Annotated in this window: 20 protein-coding genes; 11 read left to right on the top strand and 9 right to left on the bottom strand. The window is 67.3% G+C overall.

What is annotated here, in order from left to right; genetic code table 11:
- Positions 1-66: 66 nt before the first annotated feature.
- The 3 genes from ACFWPH_RS05405 (at position 67) to ACFWPH_RS05395 (ending at position 3,401) form a co-directional block, all read left to right on the top strand.
- Entirely contained in the window at positions 67-1,041 is a 975-nt protein-coding gene (locus tag ACFWPH_RS05405) for a class I SAM-dependent methyltransferase (RefSeq protein ID WP_062979783.1), read from the top strand.
- Entirely contained in the window at positions 1,042-2,535 is a 1,494-nt protein-coding gene (locus ACFWPH_RS05400) for a class I SAM-dependent methyltransferase (protein ID WP_378748309.1), read from the top strand. It begins immediately after the preceding gene.
- Positions 2,536-2,765: 230 nt separating this feature from the next.
- Positions 2,766-3,401 carry a GNAT family N-acetyltransferase gene (locus tag ACFWPH_RS05395; RefSeq protein WP_378748308.1) on the top strand — a complete coding sequence of 212 codons (636 nt, stop codon included), beginning with the start codon at positions 2,766-2,768 and terminating at the stop codon, positions 3,399-3,401.
- Between the two features lie 34 nt (positions 3,402-3,435).
- On the opposite strand, the gene ACFWPH_RS05390 is transcribed toward ACFWPH_RS05395, so the two are convergent.
- From ACFWPH_RS05390 to ACFWPH_RS05380, 3 genes are all read right to left on the bottom strand, one after another.
- Positions 3,436-4,908, bottom strand: coding sequence for an ABC transporter substrate-binding protein (locus ACFWPH_RS05390; protein ID WP_378748306.1), 1,473 nt, complete (start codon positions 4,906-4,908; stop codon positions 3,436-3,438).
- A complete protein-coding gene (locus ACFWPH_RS05385; protein WP_378748305.1) occupies positions 4,905-6,938 on the bottom strand; it encodes a hypothetical protein in 2,034 nt (677 codons plus the stop codon). Before ACFWPH_RS05385 ends, ACFWPH_RS05390 begins: the two co-directional genes overlap by 4 nt.
- A gap of 290 nt (positions 6,939-7,228) precedes the next feature.
- Positions 7,229-7,459 (bottom strand): hypothetical protein, encoded by a 231-nt coding sequence (locus ACFWPH_RS05380; RefSeq protein WP_378748304.1) that lies wholly within the window; start codon positions 7,457-7,459, stop codon positions 7,229-7,231.
- Positions 7,460-7,615: 156 nt separating this feature from the next.
- Here ACFWPH_RS05380 and ACFWPH_RS05375 point away from each other — a divergent pair, with 156 nt between their 5' ends.
- Positions 7,616-8,170 (top strand): DUF1697 domain-containing protein, encoded by a 555-nt coding sequence (locus ACFWPH_RS05375; protein WP_378748303.1) that lies wholly within the window; start codon positions 7,616-7,618, stop codon positions 8,168-8,170.
- Between the two features lie 28 nt (positions 8,171-8,198).
- Here the strand turns inward: ACFWPH_RS05375 and ACFWPH_RS05370 are convergent, their stop codons facing one another.
- A complete protein-coding gene (locus tag ACFWPH_RS05370) occupies positions 8,199-8,948 on the bottom strand; it encodes an acyltransferase (protein ID WP_378748302.1) in 750 nt (249 codons plus the stop codon).
- A 207-nt stretch (positions 8,949-9,155) separates the two neighbouring features.
- On the opposite strand from ACFWPH_RS05370, the gene ACFWPH_RS05365 reads away from it, so the two are divergent.
- On the top strand, positions 9,156-10,466 hold the full coding sequence (locus ACFWPH_RS05365; protein ID WP_378748301.1) for a PQQ-binding-like beta-propeller repeat protein: 1,311 nt from the start codon (positions 9,156-9,158) through the stop codon (positions 10,464-10,466).
- Positions 10,467-10,695: 229 nt separating this feature from the next.
- On the opposite strand, the gene ACFWPH_RS05360 is transcribed toward ACFWPH_RS05365, so the two are convergent.
- Genes ACFWPH_RS05360 through ACFWPH_RS05350 form a run of 3 tightly spaced genes read right to left on the bottom strand, consistent with a single transcriptional unit; the run spans position 10,696 to position 14,278 of the window.
- On the bottom strand, positions 10,696-11,958 hold the full coding sequence (locus tag ACFWPH_RS05360) for a glycosyltransferase family 4 protein (protein WP_378748299.1): 1,263 nt from the start codon (positions 11,956-11,958) through the stop codon (positions 10,696-10,698).
- The gene (locus tag ACFWPH_RS05355; protein ID WP_378748298.1) at positions 11,955-13,496 is read right to left on the bottom strand and encodes a 1,4-alpha-glucan branching protein domain-containing protein; all 1,542 of its coding nucleotides are present in this window, start codon (positions 13,494-13,496) and stop codon (positions 11,955-11,957) included. Before ACFWPH_RS05355 ends, ACFWPH_RS05360 begins: the two co-directional genes overlap by 4 nt.
- Positions 13,493-14,278, bottom strand: coding sequence for a methyltransferase domain-containing protein (locus tag ACFWPH_RS05350; RefSeq protein ID WP_378748297.1), 786 nt, complete (start codon positions 14,276-14,278; stop codon positions 13,493-13,495). The genes ACFWPH_RS05355 and ACFWPH_RS05350 overlap by 4 nt, the downstream gene beginning before the upstream one ends.
- Positions 14,279-14,473: 195 nt before the next feature.
- Here ACFWPH_RS05350 and ACFWPH_RS05345 point away from each other — a divergent pair, with 195 nt between their 5' ends.
- The 4 genes from ACFWPH_RS05345 (at position 14,474) to ACFWPH_RS05330 (ending at position 19,141) form a co-directional block, all read left to right on the top strand.
- A complete protein-coding gene (locus tag ACFWPH_RS05345; protein ID WP_378748296.1) occupies positions 14,474-15,259 on the top strand; it encodes an electron transfer flavoprotein subunit beta/FixA family protein in 786 nt (261 codons plus the stop codon).
- A 39-nt stretch (positions 15,260-15,298) separates the two neighbouring features.
- The gene (locus ACFWPH_RS05340) at positions 15,299-16,255 is read left to right on the top strand and encodes an electron transfer flavoprotein subunit alpha/FixB family protein (protein WP_280414930.1); all 957 of its coding nucleotides are present in this window, start codon (positions 15,299-15,301) and stop codon (positions 16,253-16,255) included.
- Positions 16,256-16,628: 373 nt separating this feature from the next.
- A complete protein-coding gene (gene gdhA, locus ACFWPH_RS05335) occupies positions 16,629-17,978 on the top strand; it encodes an NADP-specific glutamate dehydrogenase (protein WP_378748295.1) in 1,350 nt (449 codons plus the stop codon).
- Between the two features lie 320 nt (positions 17,979-18,298).
- Positions 18,299-19,141 carry an SDR family oxidoreductase gene (locus ACFWPH_RS05330; RefSeq protein WP_378748293.1) on the top strand — a complete coding sequence of 281 codons (843 nt, stop codon included), beginning with the start codon at positions 18,299-18,301 and terminating at the stop codon, positions 19,139-19,141.
- Positions 19,142-19,223: 82 nt separating this feature from the next.
- On the opposite strand, the gene ACFWPH_RS05325 is transcribed toward ACFWPH_RS05330, so the two are convergent.
- Positions 19,224-20,864, bottom strand: coding sequence for an AMP-binding protein (locus ACFWPH_RS05325; protein ID WP_378748292.1), 1,641 nt, complete (start codon positions 20,862-20,864; stop codon positions 19,224-19,226).
- A 193-nt stretch (positions 20,865-21,057) separates the two neighbouring features.
- Positions 21,058-22,035 (bottom strand): helix-turn-helix transcriptional regulator, encoded by a 978-nt coding sequence (locus ACFWPH_RS05320; protein WP_378748291.1) that lies wholly within the window; start codon positions 22,033-22,035, stop codon positions 21,058-21,060.
- A gap of 101 nt (positions 22,036-22,136) precedes the next feature.
- Between ACFWPH_RS05320 and ACFWPH_RS05315 the strand changes: the two genes are divergently transcribed.
- Positions 22,137-22,532 carry a RidA family protein gene (locus ACFWPH_RS05315; RefSeq protein ID WP_378749389.1) on the top strand — a complete coding sequence of 132 codons (396 nt, stop codon included), beginning with the start codon at positions 22,137-22,139 and terminating at the stop codon, positions 22,530-22,532.
- A gap of 367 nt (positions 22,533-22,899) precedes the next feature.
- Positions 22,900-24,099 (top strand): lipase family protein, encoded by a 1,200-nt coding sequence (locus tag ACFWPH_RS05310; protein ID WP_378748290.1) that lies wholly within the window; start codon positions 22,900-22,902, stop codon positions 24,097-24,099.
- Positions 24,100-24,161 lie beyond the last annotated feature (62 nt).

Genomic DNA, 24,161 nt, shown 5'->3' with positions numbered 1-24,161 from the left:
CCTGGACCACCCGGACCCACCCGGTGGTATCAAGCCACCCCGAAGCAAAGGATAGGCTCTCCGACCATGACGGTACGCCCCGACGACCCCGCACCACATCCGCACGCCACCGCCGCGGAGGTCGAAGCAGCATTCGAGGACACCAAGCTCGCCCAGGTGCTCTATCACGACTGGGAAGCGGAGACCTACGACGACAAATGGTCGATCTCCTATGACGAACGCTGTATCGAATACGCCCGCGGCCGGTTCGACGCGGCGGTCGGCGAGGCGGATCTGCCGTACGAGCGGGCCCTGGAACTGGGCTGCGGAACCGGTTTCTTCCTGCTGAACCTGATGCAGTCCGGTATCGCGAAGACCGGTTCGGTGACCGACCTGTCGCCCGGCATGGTGAAGGTCGCGCTGCGTAATGCCGAGAACCTGGGTCTGGATGTGGACGGCCGGGTCGCGGACGCGGAAACCATCCCCTACGACGACGACACCTTCGATCTGGTGGTCGGTCACGCGGTGCTACACCACATCCCGGACGTCGAGCAGTCGCTACGCGAATGCCTGCGCGTGCTGAAGCCGGGCGGCCGTTTCGTCTTCGCCGGTGAACCCACCACCGTCGGCAACTTCTACGCCCGCAATCTGGGCAACATCACCTGGAAGGCCACCACCGCGATCACCAAGCTCCCCTTCCTGCGGGATTGGCGCCGGCCCCAGGAAGAACTGGACGAATCGTCGCGCGCCGCGGCCCTGGAGGCCGTGGTCGATCTGCACACCTTCGACCCCACCCAGCTCGAGGATATGGCCCGTTCGGCGGGCGCCGTGGACGTGGCCGCGCATACCGAGGAGTTCGCCGCCGCCCTGTGGGGCTGGCCGGTACGCACCTTCGAGGCCGCGGTACCGGACGAGAAACTCACGTTCGGTTACCGGATGGCGATGTACCGGGCATGGCTCGGGCTGAGCTGGGTGGACGAGAACGTGATGCGTCGCGTGGTTCCGCGCCAGTTCTTCTACAACGCCATGATCACCGGGGTGAAGCCGGCCGCCGGCAAGTAGATGGGGTACGGCTTCAGCGCGGCCGATATCGCCTTCCTGGCGTCGCCGCCGGGCGCGGCCGCGCTGGCCGAGGTCGCGGAGCTGGAGCTCACGACGGCCTCCCAGCTGCACGATGTGGCGGCGGTGCGCCGCGCGCACGGGGACCGGGCGCCCGCGCTGATCGAAACCGTGCGCCTGCGCCGCCGGGCAGCCGCCAAGCTGTCCGGGGCGCAGAACTGGTTGTTCACCGACGATGCGCTCCAGCAGGCCACCCCGACTCTGGTGGCCCGGCATCGCGCCGCCCGCCTGGCGGGTCGCGATGTACACGATGTGACCTGCTCGATCGGGGCGGAACTGGTCGAGCTGGCGCGGGTCTGCCCACGGGTTGTCGGCAGCGATCTGGACCAGGTGAGACTCGCGATGGCACGGCACAATCTGTCCCGCCCGGTGTCTCCGGCGGATGTCCGGTGGGGGCCCGGGCCGGCGGCGTGGCCCGGTACCGGGCAGGAGTTCCGCAGGGACGAGTCGGCTTCGGCGGTACCGGATGCGGCGTGGTCGCCGTCAACCGGGTCCAGTGCCCGGCCGCACTCAGTGGAACCGGCCGGGGCAGCCGACGAACTCCCGAACAATCGTGGGGGATCGACCGCGGTGCCTCCTACCGCGGTGGGCACGGCACCTGTCGACGCGCTGGGAGCAGTGCCGTGCACCGCGGCGGGCACAGCGCCTGCCGACGGGCCGGGAGCGGTGTCGTTCGCCGGGGCGGGAGGGATACCGACGAACACGCTCCTCGTCCGGGCCGATGCGCTGGTGCCGTGTACCGCCGGCACGGTGATCATCGCGGACCCGGCCCGCCGGGCGGGTGGTAAGCGCACCTTCGACCCGGCCGCTCTGCAACCACCGCTGCCGGACCTGCTGGCCGCCTATCCCGGCCGGGACATCGCTGTGAAGTGCGCGCCCGGACTGGATTTCGATCGACTCGGCTGGGCGGGTGAGATCGAGGTGGTATCGCTGGACGGGGCGGTCCGCGAAGCCTGTCTGTGGTCGGCGGGGTTGAGCGAACCGGGCGTCACCCGCCGGGCCACGGTGCTCACGGGCTCGGGCACGGTTACCACCCTGACCGACGCCGAGCCCGACGAGATCCCGGAGCGGGCGCCGGGGGAGTGGATCATCGACCCGGACGGTGCGGTGGTCCGCGCCGGGCTCGTCCGGCACTACGCGGCCCGCCACGGCCTGTGGCAGCTCGACCCCCGCATCGCCTATCTCACCGGCGACCGGCTGCCCGCCGGTGTCCGCGGGTTCCGGATCATCGATCGGCTCGAGTTCCGCGAGAAGACGCTGCGGACCGAACTGCGCCGCCACGACTGCGGCGCCCTCGAAATCCTGGTTCGAGGTGTGGATATCGACCCGGATGTGCTGCGGCGGCGATTGAAGCCCACCGGGTGCCGGCCCTACACGCTGGTGATCACCCGGATCGACCGCACCGCAACAGTCTTCCTGTGCCGTGCTTCCCGATGAACCGTCCGGCGCCGGTGCGATGATTCCCGTAATTCGGGCTCGTGCCGGCTGACACGGCTTGTCTTGTCGTCCGGACCGATGGTCCGGGCGATACCTTCGGCTGTGCCGGTGCGGCCGTTTTCGGGCCGGCGAACTGGATCGGCCCTCGGTGTGCGCACGACCAGTTGAAACACACTGGTGCCGACCACTGTTGCCGGTGTAGACAAGCGGTAACCGACGCGAGGAGTGCCATGCGAAGCGAGTTCTGGCAGCACCCACCCCGGATACGCGGCGACCATGTGCTGCTGCGCCCTCTCGAACCCGGCGACGCCGAGGATCTGGCTGCCGCCCACGACGACCCCGACACCCTGCGCTACTTCCCCGAGGGCATCGAATCACAACCGCCCTCCGCCGAAACCGTGGCCCATGCCCTGTCCAGCGGTCGCCAGGTGCTCGTCCCGGTCGACCTGCGTGACAACCGGATCGTCGGCACCACCTCGCTCTACAACATGGATGTACAGCACGGGCGGGTCACCATCGGTTTCACCTGGTACTCGCGCCGAGTCCGCGGCACCGTGATCAATCCCGAAGCGAAACTACTGCTGCTCGACCACGTTTTCGGCACCCTCGCAGCCCATAGGGCGGAATTCACCGTCGACGACCGCAATACGCTTTCCCGCGCAGCCGTCACCGCGCTCGGCGCGACGCAGGAGGGCATTCTGCGGCAGCACGCCCTGCGGCGGGACGGCAGCCGCCGCAATACGGTGATCTACTCGATCCTCGCCGAGGAATGGCCGGCGGCCCGTGATCGCCTGACCGAACGTCTCGCGCGCCGCGCTGCCGAGGCGGTGCCACCGGATACGCGCGCGGCCCCGCCCGGATGCTGAACCGTCCACCCGCGTCGGCGGCTACTCCGGTCCGCTACCGTGATTCGAGATAGAGCGGTGGCGCACCGTTCTGCGCCTCCAGGATCAAAATGGGCTTATTTATCGGCTGCCCTTTGTCATCGAAGTCGAGTCTCCCGCTGGCGCCGTCGAACGCCACGGCCGAGTGCAGTTGTATCATCGCCTGAAGAACAGCGTCCGAGTCCACGGGGGTGTGGTGCGGCCCGGATGCGTTCCGGATCGCCTGGACGGCCGTTTTCACGGCGTCATATTCCATAACGGCTGCGAAATCGTGCACACCGCCATCGGAGAATTCGGAGTAGCAGATCGGACCTTCGCATCCGGGCGAGAACTGGTCGACCGCGTACAAGTCGAAACCGCCGGGGTTTTCGTGCCAGGCATCGGGGTGTACATGTCCGGTGTACCGCACCGTGATGTTGGCCCCGTCGAGCGCCTTTCCTGCGAGGCTCTCCGAGAGCTGGTGGTACGGCATATCGTCTGCGGTGATCACCTGGATCGGTAACTCGCGGCATTCGCGCTGGGCGAGTTCGTTGAGGAATTCGAGGGCGTCGGCACCTCGTCCGGCGAAATAGATGGTACTCGGCTTTTGATTGCAGACACTGTGCATGATGGTGCGAAACGCGTTCGCTACGTGTCCGAATTGGGCATTGTAGGGCTGTGGTCGCCCCGCGAATCGTTGCGAATCGTCGGGATATTGCGCTTCGAAGGCATCGGCGAGGGTGCGGCCGTAGTGGTCTATTTCGTTGTCGTCGCGAACGATCATGATCCGTTCGTCGTGGTCGGCGAGGTATTCCGCGGCGGCCCGCGCGTGCTCCTCGGCGGGTGGCGAAACCTTCAGGAACCCGCGCGTTGTCGGAAGGTCATCGATCGTGAGGGTGGAGGCGATCACCCCTATCGGCTTTTGCTCAGGGGGCGGACCGGTGAGCTGTTCGATGGTGTCGAGCGCGTTCTCGAGACTGAACGAGATCCCGGTGACCGCGACGATATTCTCGTCCGCGCGGCGGTTCTGTATCTCCTCGACCACAGATTCCCACGAGGAAAAATCACTGCCCGGGTTTGCCAGTAGTAACCGGATTTGGGGGCTTGCACTGGTCTCGTTCGCGGCGAGCTGGGCCAGATGTGCGCCCGCCAGCCGATGCCGGATACCTGCCATCGTGACGAAGCCGTCTTCGTTGTTGCCGGCCGTCATCGGCGTCAGCAATACGACGCTCACCCATGGCTCCCCCTCCTCTACGACGGCCGTGTTCTCGTCGTCGATGCGCTGTACGAGATCGTCGATTTCGGTATCGAAGCTCACGCTACCGTCGCTGAGCCTGACGCATTGGCCGTTCTCGTTCCGTACGGCGCCGTCCTCGCAGCCGATGTCCTCGCGGAAGAGATCGGGCAGCACGATCACCGCGGCGACGACCAAGGCGACCACCAACAGTGCGGCGGGAACCCACCACCATTTCCGATAGCTGGGAGGTGGCGGCTGGATCAAGGTGGTCATCGATACCTCTCCGCTCGTTCATACAGCAGCAGCGCCCCGCGGCCGAGACCGCGGGCGAGCTGCCGAAATTCGTTCTCGATGGTGCGATCGAGGGTCCGTTGCGGATCGCCCAGTGGATCGTTGGACACCCACAGCGCGGCGATCAGCCACGCCATCTCGTGTTCGGGCTCCAGACCGTTGTTCCGGACGATCGTCTCGACCTGTGTGAACGGATTCTCGTCGGCGTCCGGGCGACGTGGGGCCGAGGTGACCAGATCCAGATCGGACAGCCATGCAGTGGCGGCGGTGTGACCGAACTCGGCCTGCCCGGGCAGGAACGGCCGTTCCAGGTATTCGATGGCGGCGCCGAGTTCACCGAGCGCGAGATCGTGGTAGGCGGCCGCTATTTCGGCTGCCGCCTCGCCTTCCTCGGATTTGCGCCGGTAGACATCCCGGCAGATCATATGGGTGGCGTCCCAGTTCCGGGGATCGTCTGTTTCGCGGTCGGCGAGTTCGCAGAGCAGGATCCGGCGCAGCCAGGTATCGAGCACCATCTCCGGTTCCGGCCCACCGGTGGTCCGGATCCACAGCCGGTTGCGCAGTTCCTGGAGCAGAGCCTCTCCGTCCGGCAGGGCGGAATCCAGGATCTCCCGCTGATAGAGCACATCCACGGTGCGTCCGGCGGCGGCGGTGACCAGATCACGCAAGCTCTCGGGGGCCGCGAAATCCGCCAGCAACCGTTCGCGGGCCCGCTCCAGCACGGTGCCGGGCGCGTCGACCGGTTCCTGCAGGGGATCGTGGTGAGTGCCTACGGCACTGGTGAGGACGGTCCGCGCGCAGGCGAGTGGATCGTCCTCACCGGTCTGCCCCAGCGCGGCGAGGACATCGGTGGTTGCGGCGGCGTTCCCCCCGGTGAGGGCACGGACGAAATCCGCGACCCGGGGCACCGAGCGCATCCGCTGGTCGGCGGCGAGATCACCGGTGGTCTGCGCGCTCAACCGGCTCAGATCAACCAGGTACCAGGGAAACCAAGACGCTGCCGGATTATCTGCGGACGCCCAGTCGGTGTAGATATCGGGTGGGGTACGCGGTTCCGGCCATTCGAGACCGCCGGTCCGGTGTTCGGGTTCGCGGCGTTCGGTGATATCGCTGAAGCGGTGCATGCCGGGACGGTGCCAGCATTCGCTCCAGGCGGGCAGCCACTGCGCGCTGGTGGCGACGACCACCAGCGGATCCGGTTCGGCACCGTTGCGCCGCCGCGCTTCGCGCAGGGTCTGCAGAAAATGCCGGCCGGAGGGGCTGTGCGCATTGTCCAGCAGCAGTATGGAATTGAGGGTGCGCCCCGTACCCCGCATACCGGTGTAGGCGTGCCGCAGATCGTGCAGGAATGCCATCCCGAAAATGGCGTCGGCCTCGGCGCGGGATTCGTCGTCGCCGTGTGCCCATTTGGCGAGGTCGATCAGCATATCGTCGCGTTCGACCTGTTCGCCGGTGAGCCGTGGTCCGCGCTTGATACGGCGCCTGATACTGAGCCGGTTCAGGCTCTGCAGCAGGCTTTCCACGGCCATACCCACCCACGGCGACAAACCTTCGGGCACCTGACCGGCGGCCTCGAGGATATCGGCGACGCTCTGACTGCGCGCCTCCATCGGCTGGGCGCTGGAGACGACCTGACGCAGGCTCTGTAGCGCCGCCCGACGGTTGTCGGCCTGCATATGCAGCGTGCTGCCGACCGCCACGACACACAGCCACAACTGCGGAAAGGTGATACTGCCGAATTGTGCGCGTTTGCGGCCGAGTTCGAAGGCGAGTTCGCCGAAGATCTCGCGTGGCGCGCGGTCACCCCGGCCCAGATCTACGTGGGCGAGTGGGAGTTTCGCGCAGCGCTGGGCAAGCGAGTGCAGCAGAACGGTTTTCCCGCTCCCGGGCGGCCCCACCGCGACCACCACCGGCAGCAATCTGCTCCGGCCGTCCGGCCGCTGGACCAACTGTTCGATCAGTTGGCCGGTGATCGGTTCCAGCCCATGCAGTACCGGGCCTTCTCCTGGCATCGCCCCTCCCGCGTTCGGCAATCGATATCCGGCATATCGGTAGCCGGTGCCACAGTGTGAACCGGCGCTCGGAGCGGGCCGGGTGAACTGCTGGACGATATCGATCAATGCAGCCATCGTAGGCAAATCCGCCCAGGCTGTTGGAGTAGCCATGAGATCGCAATATGAAACGGGGAGGAGCGAATTGCGTTTCGGGAGCGGCTACGGCATACGAGAGGAGGGCCGGTCGTCGACCGCCGAAACGCCCCGGGGAAGGTGAAAACAGCCCCGGGGTCGTCTCGGCGGTGGGGTCAGCCCGCGGTGGACGGTCCCGAAATCGAGGCCGACAGCGACGACAAGAAGCAGAGGGGGGACGGGGGGTACTGCATGGTGCAGACGAGCCCGATGTCCTCGGACGCCTCCGGCTCGACGGCGGGCTGGGCCTGCGGGACGAGCGGCACGGCCGAGGCGGTGGCCGCGCCGGCGACCGGGATCGTGAACAGGGCCGCTGCCAGCAGGCCGGCCCGGAGAGTACGACGCATGATTACTTCCTTCCTGACCGGAGCGTACCGATCAGCAGCGAACGTAGTGCCGATTCCGGTCGCCGCCCAGCCCCGAGTTGCCCTGCCCGTGGTTTCGTGGGCAGGACACCGGCACAGGCCCCGGAAGATGTCGGGGCGCCGGGGTACGGTCTGCCCATGACCAGGTACGCGGCGTTGCTACGCGGCATCATGCCCAGCAATCCGAATATGAGCAACGAGAAGTTGCGTGGTGTGTTCACCGGGCTCGGCTTCGAATCGGTGGCGTCGGTGCTGTCCAGCGGCAATATCGTATTCGCCACCGAGCAGGCCCCCGGCGCGGAGCTCGAGGAGCGTATCCAGCAGGCTCTGAACGCCGAACTCGGGATCGCGGGCGGCACGCTTATCCGCGACCATGCCGAACTACGCGCCCTGCTGGACCGCGACCCCTTCGCCGGTTACACCCACGGCCGCGAAACCTACCTGACCGTGACTTTCTTCAAGGACGGCGCCCACTCCCGCGTCGAAATGCCCGCCGATACCGACCCGCGTACGAAGGTCGTCGGCTACGACGAGCAGACGCGGGCCTTTCTCTCCATCATCGACAACTCCGCGCCGAACACCCCGAATTTCATGATGTGGCTGGAACGGAACTACGGGAAGAACATCACGACCCGGACCTGGCTCACCGTGCAGCGAATCGTGAAGAAGATGGAATCGCTGAAATCGCCGTAGCCTCGACCAAGGCGGCGGGCCGGGCCGGTTACGCGTCCTGTGCGACCCCGTTCTTCTTCCGTTCGATATCGGCCAGCGCCGCCTCCCGGGCGGCGCGTTCGGCGGCGCCGGCCTCCCAGGTCGATTTCCGGTTCTTCACCACCCGGGCGGGGGCACCGACCGCGATGCTGAAGTCCGGGATCTCACCCTTCACCACGGCATGCGCGCCCAGGACACAGCCCCGCCCGACCCGGGTTTCGCGCAGCACGGTCACCTTGGCGGCGATCCAGGTGTCCGGTCCGATCCGTACCGGGCTCTTCACGATGCCCTGGTCCTTGATCGGCATGGTGATGTCATCCATCCGGTGGTCGAAATCGGTGATGTAGCACCAGTCCGCGACCAGTGTCGATTCGCCGATCTCGATATCGAGGTAGGTGTTGACCACGTTGTCCTTGCCGAACACCACTTTGTCGCCGATCCGCAGCGAACCCTCGTGGCAGCGGATGGCGTTACCGTCGCCGATATGGACCCAGCGCCCGATCTCGAGCCGGCCCAGCCCAGGGGTGGCGTGGACTTCCACTCGTTTACCGAGGAAGACCATGCCGCGCAGGATCACATGCGGGTTGGCCAGCCGGAATTTGAGCAGGCGGTAGTACCGCACCAGGTACCAGGGCGTGTAGGCACGGTTGGCCAGGACCCAGCGCAGCGAATCGCGGGTGAGGAAACGGGCCTGCCCGGGGTCCCGGCGCCGGGAACCCTGCCATCGCGTGCGCAACGGTGCGCCCCACATGCTCGTCACGACGTCTCTCCTGAATCTCTGGGCAGCGAGCGGCGCCGCCCTCCGTGGTTACGCAAGTTGTCGCCTGCGGGCGCCGCCTGCTCCTGCCGGGTATCGCGTGGCCCCTACCGCCGAACAGCCTACTTTCGTGCTCCGCGGGCCCGGCCTATACCCTTCCGTTAATCTCACACATGGCCGGGGCGACAGGACGACGGAGGAGACCAGCAGGTGCGTATCGGCGGCGGCGTACGGACCGGGTCCTGGCTCGCGGTGATTGTCGCGGCGGTGGGTGTGCTCACCGCGTGCGGAACCGATGTGGACGACATCACGGTCGGCCGGGGGCTGGGCTGGCCCGCGGCGGGACACGAGGCCCGTAACAGCGGTAATACCCAGGTCACCGGGTCACGGGCGTTGAGCCTGCAGTGGTCGCGTCCGGTCGGCGGGCCCGTCGCCCAGCCGGTGACGGTGGGTTCGGAGGGGCAGATCTTCCTGACGACCCGAACCGATGCGAATTGTGAGATCTACTCCTACCAGATGCCGACGGGGCGTAAACGTTTCTGCAATCCGCTGGGCCCGCATGCCATCTACTCGCCCACCCTGCTCGACGGCGCGAGCAACGTGTATGTGGGGCTGGACAGCGCGGTCGAATCGGCGAACCAGCTGGGCCAGCCGCGCTGGCGCACGCCGGTGGCGGGAGTACCGACCGGGATGCAGTTCACCGGTGACGGCCATCTGCTGGTGATCACACAATCGGGTCAGGTCGATGTGCTGGAACGGCAGACCGGTAAACGGATGGTGCCCACCCAGCAGTTGCTGCCCACGCCCGATTTCCTGAAGACCCCCAATGTCGACTGGCCGCCCCCGGGCGAGGGGCTCGAAGATTGCGCCACCGGTGGCCCGAACTGCGCGGTGGCCACGATCGCCGCGATGGAGGTCGACTCCGGGCGGATCTATGCCACGGTGCGTAAACCGGGTGAACCCGATGCCGCCCTGGTGGCATTGCGCTATGCGGACGGCAAAGTCGTCCAGGAGTGGAGCAGGGAGATCCTGGCCGGGGGAAGCGCCACCGATCCCGCCCTGTCCGCCGACGGGTCCACGCTCTACGTCGGTGACAACAGCCGCCGCCTGCTGGCCGTCGATACCGCCGACGGGAAGCCGAAATGGGAAGCGCATCTGGACTGGGAGCCGCGCCGCGGGATCTCGGTCTCCGACGACGGCCTGATCATCCCGGCCGGCGACGACGGCTACCTGATGGCCCTGCGCGATACCGGTGCCAGCTATGAACGAGTCTGGGAGCGTAAGGACCTGGCCCTGCGCGGCGCTCCCGTCCAGACGGCCGGCGGTACCGGTTACGTTCCCGCCGCCATCGGCGACGGACTGAACCTGATCACCTTCGACACCGCTACCGGCGCCACCCTCGACTCCGATGTTCTGCCCGGCGCATCGGGCACCACCACCGGAACGGCCGTGGGCGCCGAAGGTGAAGTCGTGGTCGCGACCCGGATCGGCGAGATCTTCACCTTCCGCGAAAAAGCCTGATCCGGCTGCGCGACGGCGGCGCCCTGAACCGGTCGATACCGGAACAGGATGCCCGCCGGCGTAGTTACCGTCTCAACCGACTCCGAGCGACGCGGAGCCATCGACCCCGGTATTGAGATGCCACGGACCCACCGTGGGAACGAATCGTGAGGGGTACCGATACGGCGCAATCGCATGACGATCACTCGAAGCTGTAACCAGGGGAACTCCGGTGTCTACCGGTCGTGGCTCACAACGGCTGGGCGGGGTCCCTTTCGGGGAGCGGGCGGCGGTCGATCTCGGGCCGGCCGAGGGGAGTGCGGACCCGGCGTTTCGCACCGGAGTACACCCCGGCCGTTTCCGCGGCCACCACATCCCAGGCGAAATCTTCGGTGAGCCGGTCCCGGGCGGCCCGCGCGCGTTGCTGCGCGGCGGTGGGGTCGTCGAGGACCGCGATCACCGCGTCCACCAGTCCGTTGACGTCCGCGGGTTCGAACGAGGCCCCGGTCACGCCGTCGATCACCGCCTCGCCGAGTCCGCCCGCGGTCGAGGTGACCAGAGGTGTTCCGGTGGCCGCCGCCTCCAAGGCGACGATCCCGAACGGCTCGTAGCGGCTGGGCAGCACGATGGCGTCGGCGCCGTGCAGCCAGCCCAGTAGTTCGGCGTGATCCAACTGACCGGTGAAATGCACTGCGCGCGCCACCCGGTGTACGCGGGCACGCTCCCGCAGCCATTCGAACTGGGTGCCGACCCCGGCGATGGTCAGCGTGGTACCGGGATGGGCGCGGCGGATCCGCGGGAGTGCGGCGATCGCGTCCTGGATACCTTTCTCGTACTCGAGCCGCCCCACATACAGCAGGCGCGGCGGCCCGCTACGCGGCGGGCGGGCGCGAAACGACCAGGCTCCCACGTCGATTCCGTTGCGGATCACGTGCACGGGCACCCGGTCGGGCCGGTAGAGCCGTTCCACTTCGTCCTGCATGGACGCCGAACAGGTGATGAGCGCATCCGATTCGTTGGCCAGCCACCATTCGACCGAATGCACCTGCCGGTTCACCCGCCCCGCGACCCAGCCGCTGTGCCGCCCGGCCTCGGTGGCGTGGATGGTGGAGACGAGCGGGACGTCGTAGTACTCGGCCAGCGCGATCGCCGGATGCGCCACCAGCCAGTCGTGCGCGTGCACGACGTCGGGGGTCCAGCCTTCGCCGATACCGGGTTTGTCCAGTGCGACCCCGGCGCGCACCATCGCATGCCCCATGGCCAGGGTCCAGGCGAGCATATCCTCGCCGAAATCGAAGATCGGCGGATCCTCCGCGACCGCCACCACCAGCACGCCCTCGGCGACGAACGAATGGGTGGGATGGGTGGCGGGGCTGGTGCCGGTGGGGCGTCGCGCGAGCACCACCACTTCGTGTCCGGCCGCCGCGAGCGAGGTCGCGAGGTGGTGGACATGCCTGCCCAGACCCCCGACGACCACGGGTGGGTATTCCCACGACACCATCAAGATCTTCATCGCGGTCCTTCTACTGGATTGACGCGTAGCCTACGCGCGTCCAGGGCCGGGAACACGCCGTCTGCCACGGCCCATCCGGCCGCCAGTTCCCGGGCTCGCGCGTACTGGCCGGCGCCGACGGCGCCCGCGATCTCGCGGACGGCGTGCGCATGCTGGTGGGCGCGGTCGCGGGCGTATCCGGCGGCGGAATCCTTGCTGACCATGAACGCCCAGTCGCTGGACACGGCGAGGATGGCTTCGCGCAGGAGTTGATCGGCCACCGGGTCGCGGCCGATTGGCGCGGTGGCCCGCATCTTCGCGGTGGTGTCGAGGGCGAGCCGGACGATTTCCTCGTTCAGTTCGACCAGGTCGCGGACCTGGTCGCCGGCCCAGACCCGCCAATCCTTACCCGACCCCCACGAGGAATCCGTGAGCGGAACGGGATCGCCGACGAACCCGCGTTCACGGGCGTCCGCGAGGGTGCCGACGGTGACCCCGGCCTCCGGTAGCGCCCGCAGCACCTGGGCCAGCCACTGCGGACCCTCGTGCCACCAGTGCCCGTACAGTTCGGTATCGAAGGCCGCTACCACGAGGGCGGGCCGCCCGATCCGCTCGGATTCGGTGATGAGCCGCTCGCGTACGGTCGCGACGAAATCCGCGACATCCCGCTCGACCTGGGCCGCGGCGAGCGCGGGGTCGTAGGGCGCCTTGTCCGGCCCGGCGACGGTTTTCCCGGTGACCCGGGCGGGTTTGAGTCCGGTGGCGTGGTCGTAGTGATGGAAGTCCCGGTAGGCGCCGTTGCCGGGGTAACCCGATTTCGGCGACCACACCCGGTAGCTGACCGTGAGATCGCGTCCGAATGCGACGACGGGAGAGTCGCGCACCGGCCGGCCGAGCGAGGTATCCCCGCGTAGAGCGGGCCCGTCGACCATGAAATGCGTCACACCGGCGGCGGCGTAGCCGTCTTCCATGCCGGGCGTGAACCCACATTCCGGTGCCCACAGACCCGAAGGCGTATGTCCCCAGCGCAGTCGTGCGTCGGTGAGCCCTTCACGCAATTGGAAATCGCGCAGCCGTTCGTCGAGCAACGGCTGGAACGGATGCGCCAGCGGGCCACCGAGCAATTCGATGGCATCGGCGTCGAGCAGCTGCCGCCATACCGGCGCCGCCCCGTGCCGCCAGTTCTGTTCGAACTCGGCCAGCGCGGCCGCCGCGAGCCGGTGCTCGTGCCGGCCGAGTGGTTTGTTGCCGGCCATGGCGGCCTCGTCGGCCCGCAACTGCCAGTTGCCGAGCCAGTGATGCATCCCCGCCAGCGAATGCGGGTCGTCGAGTTGTGCTGCGAGAACAGGGGTTATCCCCAGTGTCAGCAGATGCGAGCGCCCCTCGGCGGCGAGCGTGCGCAGGACCTCGACCACCGGTAGATACGAGGCCGCCCACGACTGGTAGAGCCATTCCTCGCCGACCGGCCACCGGCCGTGATGGGCCAGCCAGGGCAGGTGTGAGTGCAGGACGAGCGTGAATTGTCCGGGTACCGTGTCGCCGGTGTTGTTGCCGCTCACGGTTTCACCGCTCGGGCGACCAGGTCGAGGCTGGCGTCGATATCGGCGGGGGTCAGCGCGAAATCGTCGACGGTGATACCCGCGACGTCGGCGGTGAGTTCGGCCGGCCAGGGTTCACCGGCCAGTGCCCGCTCGATCTGCGCGTCGATGAAAGAGCCGCCGTGCTTTTCGTCCAGTGCGCGCAGGCTCGGGCCGTGGTGCACACCCGTCATGAGTTCCACCCGGAAACCGGCTTCCTCGAGCAGTTCGGTCAGCTCGGCGGCGTTCAGTTCGCGCGTGTGGAACGGATTGAGCGGGGTGTCCCGGCCGGGGGAGAAGGTGATCCGATTGGGAGTGCTGATGAGCAGTTCGCCCCCGGGACGCAGCACGCGCAGGCATTCGCGCAGGAACTGCACCTGATCCCAAAGATGTTCGATCACTTGGAAATTCACCACGGTATCGACCGTGTTGTCCGGCAGCGGGAGAGCGGCCAGATTACCGCGGATCATCCGCACCCGGGGGTATCGCGCGCGCACATGTGCCGCCGCGCCGCGGTCGTAGTCGAGCCCGATCACCGCGGCCGCGATCTCGGCGATCATATTCGCGCCGTATCCTTCGCCCGATCCCGCCTCGAGTACCACCTTGTCCGCGCACCGCGACAGCAGCCGGGCGTAGACGATCTCGTGCCGGCGGAACCAGTAGTTCTCCTCCGCGATACCCGGCACCGTCCGCTCACCGGTCAACGGCAGCGGCTCCAGTACGTCAGGGGTAGCCGGTGCGGCGGGAATCACAGCCTCGCTCATTGCGACGAGGTTACTGGTACTGCCCGGTACACGGGTCTCCAGGGAGGCCCTCCGGGCGGCCGTGCTTGTAAGTTACCCACGAGTAACTTAACGTAGGGTAATGTCTCGGCCTGAGCTACTCACATGGACGTACGGCCGCTGGAGATCGTGCGACCGCCAATACAGGTAACCAGAACAGGAGGTCGACGAAGACCGATGCCGAATATCGTCGTACTCATCAAGCAGGTGCCCGATACCTGGTCCGAGCGCAAGCTGACCGACGGTGACTTCACCCTCGACCGTGAAGCCGCCGACGCGGTGCTCGACGAGATCAACGAGCGCGCTGTCGAAGAAGCCCTCCTGATCAAGGAGGCGCAGGGCGGTGAGGTCACCGTGCTGGCCGCCGGTCCGGATCGTGCCACCGAGGCCATCCGCAAGGCCCTGTCCATGGGCGCCGACAAGGCGATCCACATCAACGATCCCGCCATCCACGGCTCCGATACCGTCCAGACCGCGTGGGTCCTGGCCGGTGCGCTGGGCCAGGTCGAGGGCGTCGAACTGGTTATCGCCGGTAACGAGGCCACCGACGGCCGCTCGGGTGCCGTCCCGGCCGTTATCGCCGAGTACCTGGGCATCCCGCAGCTCACCCATCTGCGCAAGCTCACCGTCGACGGCGAGAAGATCACCGGCGAGCGGGAGACCGACGAAGGCGTGTTCAAGCTGGAGGCGTCGCTGCCGGCCATCGTCAGCGTCACCGAGAAGATCAACGAACCGCGCTTCCCCTCCTTCAAGGGCATCATGGCCGCCAAGAAGAAGGAAGTGCAGACCTTCACCCTGGAAGACCTGGGCATCGACCCGTCGACCGTGGGTGTGGCCAATGCGGGCACCGCGGTGACCGCGTCCACCCCGAAGCCGCCGCGTACCGCGGGCGAGAAGATCAGCGACGAGGGCGACGGCGGCACCAAGATCGCCCAGTACCTGGTCGGCCAGAAGATCATCTGAGTCCCCCGCACCCGCAGCAACTTCTAGGAGAAGAGACAAATGGCAGAAGTACTTGTGCTCGTCGAGCACGCCGACGGTGCGGTCAAGAAGGTGACCACCGAACTGCTGAGCGCCGCCGCCGGCCTCGGTGAGCCGTCGGCCGTGGTGCTGGGCGTCCCCGGCACCGCCGACAAACTGTCCGATGCGCTGGCCGCGGCCGGCGCCGCCAAGATCTACGTCGCCGAATCCGACGATGTCGAGAACTACCTCATCACGCCGAAGGTCGACGTGCTGGCCGGCCTCGTGGAATCCGCCTCCCCGGCGGCCGTCCTGGTCGCCGCGAGCGCCGAGGGCAAAGAGGTCTCCGGCCGCCTGGCCGCCCGTATCGGCTCCGGCCTGCTGGTCGACGTCATCGACGTCAAGGCCGACGGCTCGGCCGTGCACAGCATCTTCGGTGGCGCCTTCACCGTGGACGCCAAGGCCACCGGCGATGTGCCCGTGATCTCCGTGCGTCCGGGCTCGATCGAGGCGAACGCCTCGGCCGGCGCCGGCGAGAAGGTCACCGTCGAGGTCCCCGCGCAGGAAGAGGGCGTCGTCAAGGTCACCAGCCGCGAGCCCGTCGTCGCCGGTGACCGGCCGGAACTCACCGAGGCGAATATCGTCGTCTCCGGTGGCCGCGGTGTCGGTTCCGCCGACAACTTCTCCGTGGTCGAGACCCTCGCCGATTCGCTCGGCGCGGCCGTCGGTGCCTCGCGTGCCGCGGTCGACTCCGGCTACTACCCGGGTCAGTTCCAGGTGGGCCAGACCGGTAAGACGGTTTCCCCGCAGCTGTACGTCGCCCTGGGTATCTCCGGCGCCATCCAGCACCGGGCCGGTATGCAGACCTCGAAGACCATCATCGCGGTCAACAAGGACGAAGAGGCGCCGATCTTCGAGATCGCCGACTATGGCATCGTCGGCGACCTGTTCAACGTCGCCCCGCAGCTGACCGAAGAGGTCAAGAAGCACAAGGGCTGAGCCCTCGCGCTTTCCCACGCCACGGCGTGAGCACGCCCGGTCGGTTACTCCGGCCGGGCGTTCGCTGTTTTGCGTCGAATATCGGGAAGCCCCGGAGACGCCCGTTCTCGACGTGCTGAGCGGCCGCGGCGACCGGACGACCGAACACGTGTGGCGGATACCGCCGGTCACAGACCATGCAGCTGTGGCGAAAATAACGCTTCACAGATCTGAATCACATCGTGAGTGGGCAGATGGCGGGGGCAATCCGACCGACGGTTAGGCTCACAACGGTGACCTTGCGGCGGTGAGCTCGTGGCCGGATGCGAATGCTCGAACGCGGCCCGGTGGTCGATCAGCGCAAGGTCGCCGACGATGAGGAGGTACCGGATCCATGCCCGTTCTGCACGAGGAGCTACAGGAAATCTACGACGAGGTGCTTCTCCGCAATGCGGGGGAGACCGAGTTCCACCAGGCCGTACACGAAGTGCTGGACAGCCTCGCCCCGGTGGTCGCCAAACACCCCGCCTACACCGATGCGGCCGTGATCCGGCGCCTGTGCGAGCCCGAACGGCAGATCATCTTCCGGGTGGCCTGGGTCGACGACTCCGGCCAGGTGCAGATCAACCGTGGATTCCGGGTGGAGTTCAATTCCGCGCTCGGCCCCTACAAGGGCGGGCTGCGTTTCCACCCGACCGTGAACGTCGGGATCGTGAAATTCCTGGGGTTCGAGCAGACCTTCAAGAACTCGCTCACCGGTATGCCGATCGGCGGCGGCAAGGGCGGCTCCGATTTCGACCCGAAGGGCCGCTCTGATGCCGAGGTGATGCGTTTCTGCCAGGCGTTCATGACCGAGCTCTACCGGCATATCGGCGAGCACACCGATGTTCCGGCCGGTGATATCGGTGTCGGCGGGCGGGAGATCGGCTACCTGTTCGGGCAGTACAAGCGCATCACCAACCGCTTCGAATCGGGTGTGCTCACGGGTAAGGGACTCGCCTGGGGCGGGTCGCAGGTCCGCACCGAAGCCACCGGTTACGGCGTGGTGTTCTTCGTCGACGAACTGCTGCGGACCCGCGGCGAAGGCTTCGACGGAAAGAAGGTCATCGTCTCCGGCTCCGGGAACGTCGCCCTCTACGCGATCGAAAAGGTCCAGCAGCTCGGGGGCACGGTGATCGCCTGTTCCGATTCGAGCGGCTATATCGTCGACGAAGCCGGTATCGACCTCGAACTGCTCAAAGAGGTCAAGGAGCAGCGCCGGGCCCGGATTTCCCGCTACGCCGACGAACGCGGCCCCTCGGCGCGGTTCGTCGAAGACGGATCGGTCTGGAATCTGCCGTGCGATATCGCACTGCCCTGCGCCACCCAGAACGAACTCAACGGCCGGGACGCGGCCGTGCTCGTACGCAACGGTTGTACGGTCGTCGCCGAAGGGGCGAACATGCCTTGCACGCCCGAGGCGGTGCGGGTGTTCGGCGAGGCGAAGGTCGGGTTCGCACCGGGTAAGGCCGCCAATGCCGGCGGCGTCGCGACCAGCGCCCTGGAGATGCAGCAGAACGCCTCTCGGGACTCGTGGTCGTTCGAGTACACCGAGGAACGTCTCGCCGAGATCATGCGCGGTGTGCACGATCGCACTCTCGCGACCGCCGACGAATACGGTTCCCCCGGAAACTATGCAGTCGGGGCGAATATCGCCGGTTTCATCCAGGTCGCGGATGCCATGCTCGCCCTCGGCGTCATCTGAGCGGTAGGCCGGACGGTCTCCTTGTCGCCGGGCGGCGGTGTCGCAGCGACCAGGAGACCGGTGCGGAGGAGGCCGGCCCGCCCGGCTCGTGGACAGTGCCGCTCGCCTCGAATTCCCGATACCGGGGCGGGCGGTTTCAGCTTCCGGCGCCGATCGTGCAATCGAGTCGCCTGCCGCGCAGTGGTACTCAGGGGCGAGACGAGCGCGGTGGTACTCAGGGGTGACACGAGCGTAGGTCCGGAGACCGATGTGGTCGGCAGCCGAGGTCGCGAGGATGGTGGGGAGCCCGCCGGCGGGGTGGGCACCCGACTGGAGGGCATATGAAACTGGAAGCCGGGCAGGTTGCCGTCGTCACCGGTGCCGCGAACGGTATCGGCGCGGCAATCGCCGCCGCGTTGGCAGAGCGGGGGCTGCGGGTGGTCGTGGCCGATATCGATTCCGCGGCGCTGACGAAAACCGCTGCCGAACTGGGTGACCGGGCGATCGCCGTGCCCACCGATGTCGCCGATATCGAGCAGGTGCGTGCGCTCGCCGACCGGACGCTCGCCGAATACGGCCGCATCGACCTGGTGTTCAACAATGCCGGTATGGGGACCGGCGGGCCGAGCTGGGAGGTCACGCCCGCCGATTGGAACCGGGTCTGGGCCGTGAATGTCGGCGGAGTCGTGAACGGTCTCCACGTATTCACGCCCCATCTGATCGCTGCCGGGCACGGGCATATCGTCAACACGGCTTCTTTGGCCGGGCTGGCGGTCGGTATGTTCGGGGCACCGTACGCGGCGAGCAAGGCAGCGATCATCTCGCTCTCGGAATCGTTGCGGGGTGAACTGGACCTGATCGCACCGAACGTCGGTGTGACAGTGGTGTGCCCGGGCCCGGTGGACACTCAGATGTTCCGGGGCCTCGCCGAGCTCGCCACGCCGCCGGAGGACCGGGCACCGGAAGCGGAGGCGTTGCCGCCCGAAGTAATGGACAAGCTGGCACCGATGATGGAGGCGGTCGCCGAAATGGCGAAGGAGATGATCCCGGCGCCGCGGGCGGCGGAGATCATCCTCGGTGCAGTGGAATCGGGGAAGCTGTACGAAACCACGCATCCGGCGATGGCGGCCGCCGCCCGTGAGCGGATCGATACGATTCTGGAGTCTTTCGGCACCCCTGCCTGAACCGCTTCGACGACCTCGCCGGGCCGGTGGAATTCCGGCCCGGCGAACCTCCCCGTCGTTGTGGATTGCTCGCACGACTCGGTTACTTGCCGACGCCCATGCCCTCGAGCAGTGCCAGGGCTTGCTTCCGCATCTCCACCTTGCGTACTTTCCCGGTGACGGTCATCGGGAATTCGTCGACCACATGCACGTAGCGGGGGATCTTGTAATGCGCCAGCCGGCCCTCGCAGAATGCGCGCAGCGCCGCGGCATCGAGAGCGGGGGCACCCTCACGCATCCGGACCCAAGCCATGAGTTCCTCGCCGTATCTGGCGTCGGGCACACCGATCACCTGCGCATCGAGGATATCGGGATGGGTGTAGAGGAATTCCTCGATCTCGCGCGGGTAGATGTTCTCGCCGCCGCGGATCACCATATCCTTGATCCGGCCCGTGATCGCCACGTAACCGTCGTCGTCCATGATCCCGAGATCGCCGGTATGCATCCAGCGGGCCGCATCGACGGCCTCGGCGGTTTTCTCCGGATCTTCCCAGTAGCCGAGCATCACCGAATAACCCCGCGTGCACACTTCACCGGGCTCCCCGCGCGGCAGTGTCCGGCCGCTCACCGGATCGATGATCTTGATCTCCAGATGCGGGCCCACCCGCCCGACCGTCGCCGTGCGCTGGTCGATACTGTCGTCGGCCCGGGTCTGGATCGAAACCGGTGACGTTTCGGTCATCCCGTAGCAGATGGTCACCTCGCTCATCCCCATTCGCTCGATGACCTGCTTCATCACCTCCACCGGACACGGCGACCCCGCCATGATCCCGGTCCGCAACGTCGACAACCGGTAGTCGTCGAATCCGGGTTCGGCGAGTTCGGCGATGAACATGGTCGGCACCCCGTACAACGATGTGCACCGGTGCGTCTGTACCGCGGCGAGCGTGGCCGCGGGATCGAACGCCGGTGCCGGGATGACCATCGTCGCCCCGTGACTGGTGCAGGCCAGGTTGCCCATCACCATCCCGAAGCAATGATAAAAGGGGACCGGGATGCATACGCGGTCCTGATCGGTGTAACCGCAGATCTCGCCGACGAAGAAGCCGTTGTTGAGGACATTGTGGTGGCTCAGCGTCGCACCTTTCGGGAAACCTGTTGTGCCCGAGGTGTATTGAATATTGATCGGATCGTCTGCGGACAACCCGTCCTGTGCGGCGGCGAGCGTGGCGGGGTCGGCGTCGTGGCCTACGGTGAGCAAGCCGGACCAGTCCGCGCTGCCGAGCAGTACGACCCGTTCCAGCGCTGGGCAACCCGCGCGCACCTCCGCCAGCATGGCGGCATAGTCCGACGTCTTGAACGACTCCGCGGCGATGACCATCCGGATACCGGCCTGCCGGAGCACATACTCCAGTTCATGCGCGCGGTACGAGGGATTGATCGTGACCAGAACGGCACCGATCTTGGCGGTCGCGTACTGCACGAAAACCCATTCGGGACAGTTGGGCGCCCAGATCCCCACCCGGTCCCCGCTGCCGATCCCCGCCGCGAGCAACCCCGACGCCAGCGCATCGATCTCGGTCGCCAGCTCGCGATAGGTCCAGTGCCGGCCGCCGGCAACATCCACCAGGGCATCGTTATCGGGGAAAGTGGCGACCGTGCGATCGAAATTGTCGCCGATCGTATCCCCGAGCAGCGGCACATTCCACGCGCCGGAGGCGTAGCTCTTCAGGGCTGTACTCATCACCGGTCCTCTCCCGGCGCCCGTGTGGACGCCTGTATCCGGGGCCGTAGGCGTATTCCGTCCCGCCGCGTGACCCGCTGAGATAGTGATACAGGTCACCGTCGACCGGCCACCCCCGAACGGGGGTATAAAGGGCCGCCGTATCGGCAGTCTCCCCGAGCCGCAGGTGCAAGCGGGTAACCCGCCGGATTTCCTAGGTGGTGGATCCGCCGTAGCGGGTGGCGATGGCGGCGGCGCGGTTGTGCAGGCGGATACGCAACGACTGCGGGGCCAGGGCTTCGGCGTCCGGGGCGAGCTGCCACAGCGCCCATTCGGCATGCCGGAAATCCTGGAAGGTCACCTCCAGTCGCAACTTGCCGTCGGTGCCGGTTTCTTCGCTGCGGACGGTGAGGGCGGTGCTCACCAGTTCGTCGCGGCGGGCCGGATCCACCTGTACCAGCACGGTGACCTGGTTGCCGCCCACCCGGAACCGGGTGCTGCGTTCCTGCCAGGCGCTGTGCAGATCGACCCGGTCCGGTCGCTGGGCGGTTTCGTGCAGTTCTTCGGCGGCCAGTAGCCGCGACAGGCGGTAGGTGCGGTCCGCGCCGGACCGGGTGGCCAGCAGATAGCCCTGGCCGCGCACCGTGACCAGCCCGATCGGGTCCACGGTGCGCCACTGCGGGGCCTGGTCCACGGCCGCGTAGTGGATACGCAGTTTGTGCCCGGCGAACACCGCGCGCCGGACCTCGGTCACCACGGCGTCGGGCACATCGTCGTCGCCCACCCGGCGCGCGAGTAGGTCGGTTTCCGGGTCGATGAGCAACCGTTGGGCCGCTTCGCTCGCGGTGGTCCGGTAGTTCTCGGGCAACGCGTCGACCACCTTCAGCATGGCCGATGCGAGCGCCGACCCCAGCCCGAAAACCTGGGCACCGCGACGTGTTCCGGCGACCAGCAGGGCGAGCGCCTCTTCGTGGTTCAGTCCGGTGAGCTCGGTCCGGAAACCGGGGAGCAGTGCGAAACCGCCGTGCCGGCCGCGTTCGGCATACACCGGGACACCGGCCGCGGAGAGCGCTTCGATATCGCGCAGCACCGTCCGGGTGGATACTTCCAGCTCGCGGGCGAGCGTGGCGGCCGGTAACCGGCCGTGCCGGCGCAGCAACAGCACCAGCGAGACCAACCGGTCGGCGCGCATACCGGGAAATCTACCCGGAATACATGACCGAGGATGTCGTGATTTCCCGCGAGACTCGTCGGCATAGGACTTCCGATGAAACGAATGGAGCAGAAGTGACAGTGCAACGCACGGCGGTCAACCCGGTGATGTGGTCGGCGGAGCTGGGATTCAATCAGGGGGAACTCGTCGCCGGGCACACCCGGACGCTCTATTGTTCCGGCCAGACTGCCACGGATCGCGACGGTAAACCGGAGCACGACGGCGATATGGCAGCGCAGCTGGCGCTGAGTCTGGACAACCTCGAGGCCGTGCTCCGCGAGGCGGGTATGTCGGTCGCCGACCTGGTGCGGCTCAACGTCTACACCACCGACGTCGATCTCCTGTTCCAGCACTACGGTGTGCTGGCGGCGCGGTTGGGCGCGGCCGGGATCGCGCCGGCCACCACGATGCTCGGGGTGACCCGGCTCGCGCTTCCCGGCCAGATGGTCGAACTCGAGGGGACCGCCGTCGCGTGACCATATGACAGCCGCCGGCCGGCTCGGGGTGCCGAAGAAGAGCCGGTCGGCGGCCCGTGCCCGGGACGTAAGGGCTGGGAAACCGTCGGGACGCCGGCGCCGAGCTTCGGCTCCGGGCAGGCCGTCGAGGTCGCTCTCATTGTGAAGAAGCGCAACGACCGAGGGTGCGGTGGGCGAGGTCGACTGTTCCGGTGGGGCCGGTCCGCGGCTTTCGGACGGCGATCACCGGCGGCGATCCGGAACCTTCCGATTCGCTCCGTCCGCATATCGCGCCGTGCTACGTTCTAGAATGAATTTCAGTTTTATCCGTGGCGACCGGTGTCCGATGGAGCGATATCGCGCCGCCACAGATGGTTGGAAGCGTGATATGAGAACAGTTCTGTCCCGCCGCGGCACCGGGAGATGGCGTGCGGCGATCGTGCTGGCGGCCACGGCCCTGGTCGCCACGGCATGTGGCGATTCGACCGAAGAACCCGACAGTGCCGCGCCGGGCGCCCTGATCACCGCCACACCGGTGCAGCTATCTCCGGACTCGGTGGTGCCCGAAGCTGCGCGGACCGAACGCATCACGTATCTTTCGCAATCCGCCGCCGGGCAGGAGATCCTGGTTTCCGGCACGGTAACCGTCCCGGCCGGCGAGCCGCCCGAGGGCGGCTGGCCGGTGATCAGCTGGGCGCACGGCACCACCGGTGTCGGAGACGCCTGCGCACCCTCGGCGCACAGCGTCGGCGGGCCGGCGCGTGACTATCTGGCCGTCACCGATCCCGTTATCGCCCGGTGGGTGACCCGCGGATACGCGGTCGTCGCCACGGATTACGAGGGCCTGGGAACGCCCGGCGGACATCCGTACATGAACGGTGTCAGCGCAGCACATACCGTCACCGATATCGTCCGTGCCGCGCGTGAACTCGATTCCCGGATCGGCGCGAAATGGGCTGTGGCCGGACATAGTCAGGGCGGGCATGCCGCCTTGTTCACCGCGGCGCAGGATGCCGGATACGCGCCGGAACTCGACCTCGTGGGCGCCGTGTCCTACGCACCGGGGAGCCGCACCAGCGATACCGCCGAATATATGGCGGCCGGCGGCCCCGGGGTGCGTGCGGCACTACCGTTCCTGCCGGTACTGCTCCTCGGCGCCGAGGCCGCGGATCCGGAACTTTCGGCCGAGGCGATGATCAGCGATGCGGCGCGGCCGCTACTCGATGTGGCACGCACGGGTTGTATGGACCAGATCAAAGCGGCAGCGGCCGAGGTCCCGCCCGGTGATCTGTTCGCACCCGGTGCCGATACCGCCGCGCTCACCGCGTACTTCGCCGGACAAGAGCCGGAAGAGCTGAACCTCACGGTCCCTGCCCTGGTTGCGCAGGGCACCACCGACGCCCTGGTCGCCGCACCGATCACCACGCAGATCACCGAGAAGCTGTGCGCGAACGGTTCGCCTGTGGACTACCGGTCCTACGAGGGCGCCGACCACCGGGGTGTCCTCACGGCCGCGGGTGACGATGTCGACGCCTTCCTGAACACGCTGTTCGCCGGCGAGGACCCGGGCGCCATGTGCGGAGCGTGACGGGAAAGGACCTGAGGTGGTCACCCGCCGACCGCCTGCGCTGTGCCGGGATCCAGGTGGCG

It is taken from the genome of Nocardia sp. NPDC058499, from assembly GCF_042719915.1.
Lineage (GTDB): Bacteria > Actinomycetota > Actinomycetes > Mycobacteriales > Mycobacteriaceae > Nocardia.
The sequence above is the reverse complement of the archived record's forward strand: the minus strand, read 5'-3'. Positions and strand labels throughout refer to the sequence as shown.

What these genes read in the sequence shown, in the direction of transcription:
- ACFWPH_RS05405 (WP_062979783.1), top strand. Translation starts at nt 67, where the DNA reads ATGACGGTACGCCCCGACGACCCCGCACCACATCCGCACGCCACCGCC.
- ACFWPH_RS05400 (WP_378748309.1), top strand. Translation starts at nt 1,042, where the DNA reads ATGGGGTACGGCTTCAGCGCGGCCGATATCGCCTTCCTGGCGTCGCCG.
- ACFWPH_RS05395 (WP_378748308.1), top strand. Translation starts at nt 2,766, where the DNA reads ATGCGAAGCGAGTTCTGGCAGCACCCACCCCGGATACGCGGCGACCAT.
- ACFWPH_RS05390 (WP_378748306.1), bottom strand. Translation starts at nt 4,908, where the DNA reads ATGACCACCTTGATCCAGCCGCCACCTCCCAGCTATCGGAAATGGTGG.
- ACFWPH_RS05385 (WP_378748305.1), bottom strand. Translation starts at nt 6,938, where the DNA reads ATGCCAGGAGAAGGCCCGGTACTGCATGGGCTGGAACCGATCACCGGC.
- ACFWPH_RS05380 (WP_378748304.1), bottom strand. Translation starts at nt 7,459, where the DNA reads ATGCGTCGTACTCTCCGGGCCGGCCTGCTGGCAGCGGCCCTGTTCACG.
- ACFWPH_RS05375 (WP_378748303.1), top strand. Translation starts at nt 7,616, where the DNA reads ATGACCAGGTACGCGGCGTTGCTACGCGGCATCATGCCCAGCAATCCG.
- ACFWPH_RS05360 (WP_378748299.1), bottom strand. Translation starts at nt 11,958, where the DNA reads ATGAAGATCTTGATGGTGTCGTGGGAATACCCACCCGTGGTCGTCGGG.
- ACFWPH_RS05350 (WP_378748297.1), bottom strand. Translation starts at nt 14,278, where the DNA reads ATGAGCGAGGCTGTGATTCCCGCCGCACCGGCTACCCCTGACGTACTG.
- ACFWPH_RS05345 (WP_378748296.1), top strand. Translation starts at nt 14,474, where the DNA reads ATGCCGAATATCGTCGTACTCATCAAGCAGGTGCCCGATACCTGGTCC.
- ACFWPH_RS05340 (WP_280414930.1), top strand. Translation starts at nt 15,299, where the DNA reads ATGGCAGAAGTACTTGTGCTCGTCGAGCACGCCGACGGTGCGGTCAAG.
- gdhA (WP_378748295.1), top strand. Translation starts at nt 16,629, where the DNA reads ATGCCCGTTCTGCACGAGGAGCTACAGGAAATCTACGACGAGGTGCTT.
- ACFWPH_RS05330 (WP_378748293.1), top strand. Translation starts at nt 18,299, where the DNA reads ATGAAACTGGAAGCCGGGCAGGTTGCCGTCGTCACCGGTGCCGCGAAC.
- ACFWPH_RS05325 (WP_378748292.1), bottom strand. Translation starts at nt 20,864, where the DNA reads ATGAGTACAGCCCTGAAGAGCTACGCCTCCGGCGCGTGGAATGTGCCG.
- ACFWPH_RS05320 (WP_378748291.1), bottom strand. Translation starts at nt 22,035, where the DNA reads ATGCGCGCCGACCGGTTGGTCTCGCTGGTGCTGTTGCTGCGCCGGCAC.
- ACFWPH_RS05310 (WP_378748290.1), top strand. Translation starts at nt 22,900, where the DNA reads ATGAGAACAGTTCTGTCCCGCCGCGGCACCGGGAGATGGCGTGCGGCG.